The 12,160-nt window shown below is 37.1% G+C and carries 14 protein-coding genes and 2 rRNA genes; 1 reads left to right on the plus strand and 15 read right to left on the minus strand.

Annotated features, from left to right (window positions below; genetic code table 11):
* Positions 1 to 10: 10 nt before the first annotated feature.
* The gene (metG, locus tag D569_RS0120425) at positions 11 to 1,963 is read right to left on the minus strand and encodes a methionine--tRNA ligase (protein WP_018934298.1); all 1,953 of its coding nucleotides are present in this window, start codon (positions 1,961 to 1,963) and stop codon (positions 11 to 13) included.
* 292 nt (positions 1,964 to 2,255) lie between these two features.
* Here metG and D569_RS0120430 point away from each other — a divergent pair, with 292 nt between their 5' ends.
* A complete protein-coding gene (locus tag D569_RS0120430; RefSeq protein WP_018934299.1) occupies positions 2,256 to 2,534 on the plus strand; it encodes a transition state genes transcriptional regulator AbrB in 279 nt (92 codons plus the stop codon).
* A 48-nt stretch (positions 2,535 to 2,582) separates the two neighbouring features.
* On the opposite strand, the gene rsmI is transcribed toward D569_RS0120430, so the two are convergent.
* From rsmI to D569_RS0120500, 14 genes are all read right to left on the minus strand, one after another.
* Positions 2,583 to 3,449 (minus strand): 16S rRNA (cytidine(1402)-2'-O)-methyltransferase, encoded by an 867-nt coding sequence (rsmI, locus tag D569_RS0120435; protein WP_018934300.1) that lies wholly within the window; start codon positions 3,447 to 3,449, stop codon positions 2,583 to 2,585.
* Positions 3,421 to 3,726 (minus strand): GIY-YIG nuclease family protein, encoded by a 306-nt coding sequence (locus D569_RS0120440; RefSeq protein WP_018934301.1) that lies wholly within the window; start codon positions 3,724 to 3,726, stop codon positions 3,421 to 3,423. Before D569_RS0120440 ends, rsmI begins: the two co-directional genes overlap by 29 nt.
* Positions 3,710 to 4,456, minus strand: coding sequence for a tRNA1(Val) (adenine(37)-N6)-methyltransferase (locus D569_RS0120445; RefSeq protein WP_018934302.1), 747 nt, complete (start codon positions 4,454 to 4,456; stop codon positions 3,710 to 3,712). The genes D569_RS0120440 and D569_RS0120445 overlap by 17 nt, the downstream gene beginning before the upstream one ends.
* A 643-nt stretch (positions 4,457 to 5,099) precedes the next feature.
* Positions 5,100 to 5,441: a DNA replication initiation control protein YabA gene (gene yabA, locus D569_RS0120450; protein ID WP_018934303.1), complete on the minus strand. Its 342-nt coding sequence runs from the start codon at positions 5,439 to 5,441 to the stop codon at positions 5,100 to 5,102.
* Positions 5,442 to 5,454: 13 nt separating this feature from the next.
* Positions 5,455 to 6,282, minus strand: coding sequence for a PSP1 domain-containing protein (locus D569_RS0120455; RefSeq protein ID WP_018934304.1), 828 nt, complete (start codon positions 6,280 to 6,282; stop codon positions 5,455 to 5,457).
* Between the two features lie 6 nt (positions 6,283 to 6,288).
* Positions 6,289 to 7,278, minus strand: coding sequence for a DNA polymerase III subunit delta' (gene holB / locus D569_RS0120460; RefSeq protein ID WP_018934305.1), 990 nt, complete (start codon positions 7,276 to 7,278; stop codon positions 6,289 to 6,291).
* A gap of 278 nt (positions 7,279 to 7,556) precedes the next feature.
* Positions 7,557 to 7,997, minus strand: a complete 441-nt coding sequence (locus D569_RS0120465; RefSeq protein ID WP_018934306.1) for a YaaR family protein — start codon at positions 7,995 to 7,997, stop codon at positions 7,557 to 7,559.
* A gap of 19 nt (positions 7,998 to 8,016) precedes the next feature.
* The gene (locus D569_RS0120470; RefSeq protein WP_018934307.1) at positions 8,017 to 8,346 is read right to left on the minus strand and encodes a cyclic-di-AMP receptor; all 330 of its coding nucleotides are present in this window, start codon (positions 8,344 to 8,346) and stop codon (positions 8,017 to 8,019) included.
* 152 nt (positions 8,347 to 8,498) lie between these two features.
* Complete coding sequence (tmk, locus tag D569_RS0120475; RefSeq protein ID WP_018934308.1) at positions 8,499 to 9,119, minus strand: dTMP kinase; 621 nt, start codon at positions 9,117 to 9,119, stop codon at positions 8,499 to 8,501.
* A gap of 2 nt (positions 9,120 to 9,121) precedes the next feature.
* Positions 9,122 to 10,558, minus strand: a complete 1,437-nt coding sequence (locus D569_RS0120480; protein ID WP_018934309.1) for an aminotransferase class I/II-fold pyridoxal phosphate-dependent enzyme — start codon at positions 10,556 to 10,558, stop codon at positions 9,122 to 9,124.
* A gap of 87 nt (positions 10,559 to 10,645) precedes the next feature.
* Positions 10,646 to 10,831: a sigma factor G inhibitor Gin gene (locus D569_RS0120485; RefSeq protein ID WP_018934310.1), complete on the minus strand. Its 186-nt coding sequence runs from the start codon at positions 10,829 to 10,831 to the stop codon at positions 10,646 to 10,648.
* Between the two features lie 106 nt (positions 10,832 to 10,937).
* Entirely contained in the window at positions 10,938 to 11,693 is a 756-nt protein-coding gene (locus tag D569_RS0120490; protein WP_018934311.1) for a class I SAM-dependent methyltransferase, read from the minus strand.
* 185 nt (positions 11,694 to 11,878) lie between these two features.
* Positions 11,879 to 11,995, minus strand: a 5S ribosomal RNA gene (gene rrf, locus D569_RS0120495).
* Between the two features lie 71 nt (positions 11,996 to 12,066).
* Positions 12,067 to 12,160, minus strand: a 23S ribosomal RNA gene (locus tag D569_RS0120500); the annotation flags it as partial.

Consider the following 12,160-nt stretch of genomic DNA (forward strand, 5'->3'; position numbering starts at 1 on the left):
TTTTTGATATTTATTTTACGACGGAGCCGTTTGGCAGGTTTGATTCTACTGTGGCCAAGGATAGAGATCCGTCTTTGTCTTCTCCGGATAGAATCATACCTTCTGACAACTCGCCGCGCAGTTTAACTGGTTTTAAATTGGTTACACAGATTACCTTTTTCCCTATTAAAGATTCAGGAGTATAGTATTGTGCAATACCTGATATTACTTGACGTTTTTCGCTGCCAAGATCTAATTGAATACGTAATAATTTATCGGCATTTTTCATTTTCTCAGCGTGCGTTACTTCTGCTACACGTAAATCTAGCTTCATAAAATCATCATACGTTATTTCATTTTTTTCTTCGGATTTCGCTTCTTTCTTCTCTGGCTCAGGTTTGGTCATCATATCCTTAATAATTTGCACTTCTTTTTCAACTTCTAAACGTGGGAAGATCGGATCTTTCTTAACCACTTTCGTTCCTACCTCAATTACTCCGAAGTCTAATAAACTCTCCCAAGTATGAAGTGCTTCGTTGTCACTCACACCAATTTGTTCGAAAATTCGATTCGGTGTTTGTGTCAGGAATGGGCGTAATAAAATCGCAATTCGACGTAAACTGTCGACTAAATGTGCCATAACATTACCTAAACGATCTTTTTTACTTTCATCTTTCGCTAAAATCCAAGGCTCTGTTTCATCAATATATTTGTTGGTTCGACTTACATACTTCCAAATGTTTGTTAATGCAACAGAGAACCCCATCTCATCTAGTGCATCTTCTACATTAGCTACTGTTTCTCTCCCTAATGTTTCTAATTGTTCATCAAAGGACTCTTCTGAAGCGCGGAATGCTGGAATTTCACCATCAAAGTATTTATTAATCATCGCTACTGTACGATTTAATAAGTTACCTAAGTCATTGGCAAGGTCGTAATTGGTACGGTCTACGAACCCTTCAGGAGTGAAAACACCGTCTGAACCGAATGGCACTTCACGTAACAGGTAATAGCGTAATGCATCTAATCCATAACGCTCGGTTAAATCGATCGGGTTCACAACATTCCCTTTTGATTTCGACATTTTTCCGTCCTTCATTAAAATCCAACCGTGCGCAAAAACTTTTTTCGGTAATGGTAAATCAAGTGCCATTAACATAATTGGCCAATAAATCGTATGGAAACGAACAATTTCTTTACTCATTAAATGAACATCTGCTGGCCAGTATTTTTGATATAAACTGTCATCTTCTGTACCATAACCCAATGCAGTGATGTAATTGCTTAATGCATCAATCCATACATAGATCACGTGTTTAGGATCTCCAGGTACTTTAATACCCCAATCAAATGTTGTACGAGATACCGCTAAATCTTCCAGTCCTGGTTTAATAAAGTTATTAATCATTTCATTTTTACGGCTTTCCGGCTGAATGAACTCTGGGTTTTCATCATAAAAAGCAAGCAGACGATCGACATACTTACTCATTTTGAAAAAGTACGATTCTTCTTTCACATGTTCAACCGGACCACCACAGTCAGGGCAATGACCATTTTCTAGTTGTCTTTCAGTGAAAAAGGATTCACAAGATGTACAATAGCTTCCTTCATATTCATCTAAATATATATCGCCTTGTTCTAATAATTTTGCGAAGATTTTTTCGACAACTTTTTTATGACGCTCTTCTGTCGTACGAATGAAATCACTATATGATATATCTAGCTTTTCCCATAAATCTTTAATACCGCTAACGATTTCATCTACATATGCTTGTGGGGTAACGCCTGCTTCGTCCGCTTTTTTTTGGATTTTTTGACCATGTTCATCTGTTCCTGTTAAATAACGAACATCATATCCTCGGAGTCGCTTGTATCGTGCCATCGCATCTCCTGCAACCGTACTATAGGCATGGCCAATATGTAAATTTCCACTAGGATAGTAGATCGGTGTTGTTATATAAAAAGTTTTCTTTTGCTCTGTCATGCTATAACCTCCTCAATACATTTTTATCTATATATAAACAGTCTGCTTTCATTGTAGCGATTTTTCGAACAATTTTCCATTATAAATACATTGTCACCATTTATTTTATGTTTAAAACATCTAAAATTGTCGAAAAATCACTACAAACTAGTGACTTGTATTTCTTCAATTTTTTTATAAAAGCTTGAAAAAAATGAGAAAATTAAGTTTGACAATAATGGCAACTAATGGTATTATAACGCTATAGATGTCGAATATTGCCGAATTTATTTATCAAAGGGGAGAATAAATAATGAAATCAACAGGTATTGTGAGAAAGGTAGACGAGCTTGGTCGTGTTGTAATTCCGATCGAACTACGTCGAACATTAGGAATCGAAGAGAAAGATGCTCTTGAAATTTATGTCGATGATGAGCGTATCATATTACAAAAATATAAACCAAATATGACTTGTCATATTACTGGTGATATCTCTGACGACAACTTTACATTAGCAGATGGAAAACTAGTACTTAGTCCTGAAGGTGCTCAGACACTAGTTGACGAAATCCAAAACAAATTAAACAAATAAAGATACATAAAAACCCTGTTTCATGATTGAAACGGGGTTTTTATTTGTTTACTCTATATGATAAGCATTGTATACTTCTCTTTTGGGAATATGGCGCTTTTTTGCTACAGCTTTGATGGCTTCTTTACTTGAATATCCCTCTAATTCCATTTCTTTTTCGACATGCTCTTTTATGGTAAGATCTGTCCACCATTTCGTTTGTGGATTATCCTTAATTCCTTCCACAACAATACAGCACTCACCTTTTATCGAGTTATCTGCTATCCACTCTTCTATTTCTGGTAATCTCCCTCTTATATATTCTTCGTATCTCTTGGTTAACTCCCTTGCTATTGCTACTTGTCTGTCACCAAGTGATTCGCTTAACAACTTGATTGTCTCGTTAATACGGTGTGGTGATTCATACAAGATAAACGTTGTATCCATTGATTGCAGTAATTGTAGTGCCTGATCACGATCTTTTTTCTTTCGTGGCAAAAAGCCATAAAAGTAAAAATGATCAGTTGGTAACCCTGAACCAACTAAGGCTGATAATGCGGCGTTTGCCCCAGGTAATACCACAACGGTAAGATCTCTTTGAATGGCAGCTTGTACTACTTCAAATCCTGGATCTGAGATTCCTGGCATACCTGCATCACTAACTAGAGCTAAATTTTCCCCATTACTTAGCATCTCAAGAATTTGATCCTGTCTTGCCATTTTGTTATGTTCATGGTAGCTGATCATCTTTTGCTTCAGTTCAAAATGATGTAACAGCTTCCCAGTATTTCTCGTATCTTCAGCTAAAACAGCATCAGCCTCTTCCAATATACGTAATGCTCGAATCGTAATATCTTCTAAATTGCCGATTGGTGTCGGCACTACGTATAATGTGCCTTTTTCATTATCAGTCTGGTAGCTCTTCTGTATCTGCATATACGCCATACCTTTCCGTTTGGTTTTCTTTAATCCATAATTCCTTCTGCTTTCTAGTAAGCTTTTTAATTTTTGCTTCTAACTGCATTGCTTCTGATTTTGTCTTACATTGTTGTTGGTACTGCAATTGAAATGGGGCTCTACCTCTTGTATATTTAGCACCCTTACCTTGTTCATGCATTTTCATCCTTCGTTCGATATCGGTTGTATAGCCTGTATATAATGTTTCATCTTTACATTTAAGAATATAGACAAAATGATTATTTTTTTCTCCCATATAGTATACCTTCTACCTCTTTTGTATAATTTCCCTCTCCATCGAAAGCATATAATGGCGACAAAAGCTTGAGATCTGGATTTCCATCTCTAATTCCTTCTATTAATAATATATTTGCTTCTTTTCCTTCTTTAGGATACACGAAACGAACACGCTTTGGTTCTATTTTATATTGCCTGAATAAAGTAATAATATCGACAAAACGTGACGGACGATGGACCATAGCTACTTTCCCACCTGATTTAACGAGTTTACTACACGATTGTACCACATCTTCTAACGTACAAAAGATTTCGTGTCTTGCAATTGTTAGATAGTCATTATGATTTTGATGATTTTTATTCTCAGTCTCGAAATAAGGAGGATTAACGGTTACTAAATCAAATTTGTTATTTTTGAAGTGATCCGGCATATCCTTTAAATCACCATGGATCATATTAATTTGATGGTCCAGCTTGTTCAGCTCAATACTGCGGCATGCCATGTCATATAGACGTGCTTGAATTTCGACTCCTGTAATGGGGACGTTAGATTGTCTTGATAATAACAGTGGGATAACGGCATTACCTGAGCAAAGATCCAGTATTTTTCCTCTTGTTTTTGGTGTTGTAGCGAAGTCTGCCAGTAGCACAGCATCGATGGAAAAGGCAAACTTAGTCGGGCTTTGAATGATTTGCATGGTTTGATCTGCTAACAGATCATCAATACGTTCGTCTTCTTTAAGTTGCATTTGTTTATCTCCTTCAATAAAGTGCATAATTGATATATACTGCGAAGTTGTGAAAGTTTGTGAAGTGAGGTTTTCCTCCATTCTTTCCATAGGAAGTACTGGAACACCGCTCCGGCAGAATACTCCGCTTTCCGTGGGCTCGGCTTCAGCTAACTTGGTGAAGAAAGGCACTTCACCAAGTGGATCTTCAGCTCTCGCTGTCCCACAGGAGTCTCCGTATTCTGCCTACGCTATTAGATAATTCTACTTTTATAAGAAGAAACACTCGGAAACCAATACCCGTGTATTACTTCTTTCAGAATTTAGAACAATACGCTAAGCGGAGGCAAGATACGTGGACTCCTACGGGAACAGCGCGAGCCGAAGACCCCGTGATGCACCTGCGTCTTCTAGTAACGCTTCGAAGTGGCTTCCTCGGTGCAAGGGAGCAAAGAAGATGATTCCAAGTAGTTCCCTGGCTAAGGCCGTGCCCGTGGAAAGCGAAGTATCTTGCCGGAGCGCATGTAAGCACTCATCAAAATGCAGTACGGGAAGAGAGCAAATCCTTGCCATGTTGTTACGCAGTATATGGATTCTGCTCACTTTTTTTTAGTTAAATCCTAAAACGAAGGCTGACACTTGAGTATGCCAGCCTTGGTTTGGTTTATTTGGTTTTGTTTAGGAATAGTAGACAGAAGAGGCAGTCGCCTTCTTGCCTTGGACTTCCAAAATGTACGTTACAAATATGAAAGCCTTCTTCATAAAGTCTGGCTAAATTATCGTATCCTTCGCCAATTGCTGCTTCATCATCAGCTTGCTCATTTTGCTCGGAACTTTCCGATTCATTGTCCAACCGTTGTCTGAGGTGATGATTTTCCATCTCTAGCCGGTGATTTTCTTCCAGCATTTCGCCTAACTGCTGTTTCAAATCTCCTAGTTGCTGATATAATTGACCAATTTGTTCTTCCATGTCAGAAACTTGTTCAAATAATTCCTTTTTCTTCACGTACTCCACCCCATTATTCTGTGGCCTGGGTATTAATAACTCCTTCATCTATAAGTTCATCTAATGTGTATTCAATCATACGTTCCTTTTCTGGAATTTCGATTTGAATAAGGCGTTCCAGGATGTTGAGTCCGACTACCTTTCCATGGCCATAAGCTGTCGTTATTTCTTCACCTAGATCCGGTAATTCTTTTTTAGCCGTTTCATAATCATCATTCTCATATTTCAAACAACACATTAAGCGCCCACAAAGACCAGAAATTTTCGATGGATTTAAGGAAAGGTTTTGATCTTTCGCCATTTTAATCGATACTGGTTCAAAATCACCTAAGAATGTGGAACAACAAAGCATACGACCACACGGACCAATACCGCCTAACAGCTTAGCTTCATCTCTTACACCAATTTGACGCAATTCAATGCGTGTTTTGAATACAGATGCAAGATCTTTTACTAAATTACGAAAATCGACTCTTCCATCGGCTGTAAAATAGAAAATAACTTTATTTCGATCAAATGTATATTCTACATCGACTAAATTCATTTCCAATTCATGCTCTTTTATTTTGGCCTGACATGTTTGATAAGCCTCTTCAGCAATCTCCTTATTCTCCACGACAATCAATTTATCTTTGTCATTGGCAATACGAATTACTTTCTTGAGGGGAAGCACAACATCTTCTTCATCGACCTGCTTATTCGCAACAACAACCTTACCAAACTCTACTCCTCTGACAGTCTCCACAATGACATAATCATCTGTATCGACCTTTAAGTCATCTGGATCAAAATAATATATTTTACCCGCTTTTTTAAAGCGGACACCTATAACTTCTATCACAAATATTCACCTCTGTAGTTGAAGTGTTAATTGCTCCAATACTAACTGTGGGTGCACATTTTGCTCTAATTTACGTTTTGCCTCCATAATATATTGTAAGTTATCAGTCGCATGGTTTATCGACCAATACATCGCTGCTGCTTCTAATTTATTATGGTGATTAGCAAACACAATCCTAGAAGATTCATCTAAATGATAATGAACAATATCTCTAAACCATAATAATAATAAATCGAGACCTTCTTGTAACTGTGTACGTTCTTTAAAATGTGGCATCCACTGCGTATGCACAAATATTGGCACTTCGTCTTTATTATGTTGAAGCATTTCAACTAATTGTACCACTAATTTTCGTGACTGTGCAAACCAAGTATCCTTACTCTTTTCGATTGCTTCTGATAAATTATTTGTTATATGAGTCATTAGACGGGCATTTGTTTCTGTTAAACCTTCTCTTTGTAAACTTTGCTCTAATTGCTTGGGATTTAGTGGTTTAAATGCGATCATCTGGCATCTGGAACGAATCGTAGACAGCATTGCGTGACTATTCTCTGTTAATAAAATAGCAGTTGTTTGCTGACTAGGCTCTTCTAAAAACTTTAGCAGTCGATTAGACGCATTATCGGTCATTTTTTCCGCCTGTAAAATAATATATACTTTTTTATTGGACTCCAGTCCAGTATACGTAAATTCCTTTTGCAAATGTAAGATTTGTTCTTTCTTTATACTTGCTCCATCAGGGATGATAATATGTAAGTCAGGATGATTCCCACTTTTAATTCGGCGACAGTCACTACACTGATGACACGGGTCGACAGTTGTCCGTTCTTTACAAAAGATACTCATTGCGAAAAGGAGTGCAAGCTCATACTTCCCCGTACCTTTATCACCGTGGAATAGATAGGCATGAGATATTCTTGATTTTTTAATACTGTTCATTACCATCTTACTGACAACAGTTTGTTTTTCTAGCATGTCCGCCCATACCGTGTCCATATTATTGCCTACTTTCCTTTTTTTGATTAAGAAAAACTGAACACCTTCCGCCCAGTCCTTATCGATACATACTAAGTGGATATGCGAGTGTTTGTACTCATAAATAACTACTTTTCAAAATGTAACTCCATCTGTATAACTATTTTTGCTTCTTAAAATATACGTAACCTTCCTATCATACTTGCTTATAAAAGTTGAGATACCAATGGTTAGCTGTCTTCCCCTTTTTTAAAGAAGAGGATGGATTAGTTTTCTTCGCTAATCTATCCTCTGTATGCTTACGTATATAGGTTAATGAGGAGACCTTTTATTTCTCCAATTAAGTCCAAGATTTGAATAGAGTTTTTTTCTTGATCCATAACAGATTCAGTTAATTCCACTAGCTTTTCATCTACTTCTTCTACAATGGTTAATCTACGGTTATCTCCATCTAACATAAAACTGTGGGATTGTTTCAACTCCATCCCATAATCCACTGCTTCTTTGACAAACCGCTTGACCATTCTTTTATATGCAGCGAGATCTTTAAAGGAACGAAATCGAGCAATTTTCTGTCCTTGAGCCGTTAATTCACTCATTAATTTTTGTAGCTCGGCTTGTTTTAATTGTGTGGATTGCTGTCTCACCATCGTATCAAACCTTTGTGATGGTGGTCTTGATTGTTGATCCTTTTTGTTCAATGCTTCGAGTTGTGTACGCATTTCTTGACTAATTTTCATAACTGGTGAAACCTACCTTTTAATATTGATGAAAAGAATCGACAGGTACGACAAATACTGTTGCTCCGCCAACTTCTACATTGACTGGACGTGGAATATAAGAATCCGCATTTCCGCCCATCGGAGAAACAGGTGAAACCAATTGCTCTCGTTGACTGCAATTATCACGGATAATATCTAGCGCATCATCAACATGCTCATCCTCACAACCAATCATCAGTGTCGTATTGCCTTCCTTTAAGAAACCACCAGTTGAGGATAATTTCGTCGTTTTAAACTGCTTTTCTCCAAGTGCATCAATCAAACGATTACTATCCTTATCTTGCACAACCGCCATAATTAATTTCACAATTGCCACCTCCTTATTTTTTATTTCACCTTAGTATAAAATAAGACTTCCATCAGAGGGAAGTTGCTTCATCCCGCTGCATTGGCATAATTATCAAGATACTAACAGTTCTTAGTTTTCTGTAATGCTTCTAAATAGGTGCCCATAGACGTTCACCGTGATAAATATGCTTTTACCTTTTTATATGATTGTTCTTCTACTTCTATTATATCAAAGTTTGCATCAATTCTCTCGATACGATCAGGAAATTTTATAAGTAACTGTTGATATGCTTCATAAACCTTTTGATGAAAAGATAATGATTCTAAATCTAACCTATTTTGTTCCCTTTCCACATTTTTATTAATTCGTTTTAATCCTTCTTCCGGATGTATATCAAAAAACAGGGTAAGATCTGGCATCTGGTCTGCAATGGCAAACTGATTTATTTGAAAAACTTCCTCCACGCCAAGACCACGTGCTGCACCTTGATAAGCAAGACTGCTATCTACAAAACGGTCACAAAGTACAATTTTACCCTCTTTCAATGCAGGTTCTACTATCTCCACTAAATGTTGCCTTCGTGCAGCAGCATATAATAATGCCTCTGTTCGTGCATCCATCATCGTATTTTTTGTATCTAAAATGATGTCACGAATTCTTTCAGCAATCGGGATACCACCCGGCTCCCTTGTTTGGATTACTTGATGTCCGTCTTCTGTTAAGCGTTGTGCCAGTCGGTTAATGATAGTTGTTTTTCCAGCACCTTCGCCACCTTCAAATGTTATAAACACGTTCATTCTCCTTCTGTTACATCATAAATATATAAACCATTTCTTCGATTTTTTGGTTGAAAATTTATTTTTTGGTCTAATAAACCTTGTATCTTCTTTATTATTGTTTCGCTAATTTCCTCACCTTTTGCAAGCAAGGGAATTCCAGGTGGATATGGAATAATTGCCTCTGCAGCAATTTTACCAGCTGCTTCTTTCCAAATGCACCACTTTTGCTTTTGATGTCGCATATCTGCATATGATAATGCTAGCGGTGTAATATCTTCGATAAAGTAATGGTTTTTTTCTTCTATTGTAGCATGCTTAGAGCAAAAAATTAATCTATCAGTAATTCTCCTTATTTTATCTATTAAAATGTTAGGATCAATTGTCGGCTCTAACCCAAAAATAAATAGTATATGTTTGTCCGTTATTAATTCTGGGTAAAGCTTTTCTTCCTCAAATAGTTGTTTGACGTCTTGACTATTTACTCCTTCTTTAACACGCAAACATACTTTTAATGGATCATCGCTTTGTTCCAAGACCCAGCCATTATTATCATTAAAACATGCACGAATTTTTTCTATATAAGCAAATAAATACTTACTTTGTTCTGACGTAAAAGTAGCTAAATAATATCTTGCTAAGTCCAAACTTGCCATAATCGGATACGATGGACTACTTGATTGCAACATTTGCAAATAATAGCTTACCCTCTCTCGCGCTACTCGACTACTTTGCACATGAAGATATGCTGCCATAGTTAAAGCCGGTGTCATCTTATGTGCGGACTGAACAACAACATCTGCCCCCAGTTCCACAGCGGATGGTACGGGTAAGGATGGTAAAGAAAAATGACAGCCATGCGCTTCATCTACTAGAACGGTAATGTTATAAGAATGAGCTAGATCAATAATCTCTTGAATTGGATATATGTCTCCAAAATAATCTGGATAGGTAAGGATGACTGCTTTTGCCTCCTGGTATTCGGCTATCGCCTTTTTTACAGTTGCTACAGAAGGTGCTGTATACCTCTGATTGATTTTGTTATAAGCTGGAGGCAGGAAAATTGGTTGAACGCCTGCTAACTCCATCCCATGTAAAATCGATTTATGGCAATTCCGCTGCACGAGGACTTGATCACCTGAATCACATGTTGCTAGTATCATAGCTAAGTTCCCAACAGTACTGCCATTCACTAAGAAATATGTATAGTTAGATCGAAACCAATCAGCAGCTATTTCTTGTGCTTCTTGAATCACACCCTCTGGTGCATGTAAATCATCTAAGCCATCTAATTCAGTGAGATCCATTTGCAAAAACGCTTGAAATTGTTCCTTGGCCTTCGCGACAAATATTTCTCCATTTTTATGACCTGGAACGTGGAGTGATACATTTTGGTTATCCTTAAAGTCTGTTATTGCTTGATAGAGTGGTATTTGATTTTGCTTGCTATCCATTCTATTGCCTCTCTTTTATAGATAATTTGTATTGATAGCTTATGTGAATTTAGAAAAAAATAAATGGAATCACTAGTAGTGACTCCATTATATAGTATAAGATGATTGATTGATAGCACGTAATTTTTCTACATAGAATTGATAATTTTCGTCTTTGGGACTCGTGGAAATGATTTTTTCCTCACATTCCTGACAAATATAAAGTTGATATAAAAACATTCCGTCTTCCTTTGTTTGATTACATATACCACAAATATGAATATTCTTCCCCATATGCCACACCTCCATTAAGTAGTATGGCCAATCTAGCAAATAATATACAAAGAATAATAGATTTTTTCACTTCGACAATTTTATTGTTTTTTCACGTGAAACATTTTTATTTCTTGTATCCAATCACTTGAATTCGACAGTAATCTGCATGCCATTGTTGATCTTTGTACAATGTTGGTTTTAATACCTGTTCAACACGCTTTACTAATTGTTCCTTTTCCGCATCATTCAAATGGGCTAACATGCCTGCCGCAAACATAAAAATCCAATTCTTCAATCCATCTTCCCCTTCTAACGGAGTTGGTCTAGTGAAATATCTTGCATAACTAACTGTAAGCCCAACCTCCTCCATTAGCGAAGTGTACTCTCCTATACTCGGAAAATACCATGGCTCCTCTAATTGATCATATGTTGGAAATAATTGATGATAGGACTCTTGAATCGCCTGTCTTATATATAACACATTATCTTTACCACCAAACTCAACTACTAATCTTCCACCTGAATGCAAGCTTTGATATAACCTTTCCAATGCCTGCTTTGGTTTCGTCACCCAGTGCAATGTAGCATTAGAAAAAACAGCATCAAATTCATTATGAAATTCCATATCATATACATCCATTGTTTGAAAATGAAGGTTTGAGTACTTATTTTGAGCTTCTAGTATCATATTAGATGAGCGATCTACTCCGGTAATATTAGCCCCCATTTTGTTTATTTCATTTGCAAGGTCACCAGTACCACATCCTACATCCAGTATCCACTCTCCTTCCTTGGGAGAAAGTAAACGCAACACACCTTTGCCCAAGTTCGATACAAAGCTATGCCTTTCATCATACAAATTAGAAGACCAGAAATCCATAAAACCCCTCCATATCTTTTCACCTATTATATACTAAATTATGGAACAAGATATTAAATTTATAGAAATCATGTTCAAACTTTTTTATCTACAACGCTAGCAAGAATTAACACAGCTGTTTTTATACTTTCCTTACATACAAAAAAACTCCCTAGTCCCTATGACTAAGAAGTTTTTTATTAATGGCCTGGCAACGTCCTACTCTTGCAGGGGCGTGAGCCCCAACTACCATGGGCGCTGGAGAGCTTAACTACTGTGTTCGGCATGGGAACAGGTGTGACCTCTCCGCTATCGTCACCAGACTGTGTATAATATTTAAGGGATGTACCCTAAAAACTAGATAAGAGTTATATTACAAGTTCAAACAAATCGTATAGTTAAGTCCTCGATCGATTAGTATTCGTCAGCTGCACATGTCACCATGCTTCCACCTCGAACCTATCTACCTCATCGTCTCTGAGGGATCT

The organism is Gracilibacillus lacisalsi DSM 19029 (genome assembly GCF_000377765.1).
Lineage (GTDB): Bacteria > Bacillota > Bacilli > Bacillales > Amphibacillaceae > Gracilibacillus > Gracilibacillus lacisalsi.

Bases quoted from the DNA above. Each gene is read 5' to 3' on its own strand.
- D569_RS0120430 (WP_018934299.1), top strand. From the start codon at position 2,256: ATGAAATCAACAGGTATTGTGAGAAAGGTAGACGAGCTTGGTCGTGTT.
- D569_RS0120465 (WP_018934306.1), bottom strand. From the start codon at position 7,997: ATGAAAATTAGTCAAGAAATGCGTACACAACTCGAAGCATTGAACAAA.
- holB (WP_018934305.1), bottom strand. From the start codon at position 7,278: ATGGACACGGTATGGGCGGACATGCTAGAAAAACAAACTGTTGTCAGT.
- D569_RS0120445 (WP_018934302.1), bottom strand. From the start codon at position 4,456: ATGCAACTTAAAGAAGACGAACGTATTGATGATCTGTTAGCAGATCAA.
- rsmI (WP_018934300.1), bottom strand. From the start codon at position 3,449: ATGCAGATACAGAAGAGCTACCAGACTGATAATGAAAAAGGCACATTA.
- D569_RS0120485 (WP_018934310.1), bottom strand. From the start codon at position 10,831: ATGGGGAAGAATATTCATATTTGTGGTATATGTAATCAAACAAAGGAA.
- D569_RS0120440 (WP_018934301.1), bottom strand. From the start codon at position 3,726: ATGGGAGAAAAAAATAATCATTTTGTCTATATTCTTAAATGTAAAGAT.
- D569_RS0120480 (WP_018934309.1), bottom strand. From the start codon at position 10,558: ATGGATAGCAAGCAAAATCAAATACCACTCTATCAAGCAATAACAGAC.
- D569_RS0120490 (WP_018934311.1), bottom strand. From the start codon at position 11,693: ATGGATTTCTGGTCTTCTAATTTGTATGATGAAAGGCATAGCTTTGTA.
- metG (WP_018934298.1), bottom strand. From the start codon at position 1,963: ATGACAGAGCAAAAGAAAACTTTTTATATAACAACACCGATCTACTAT.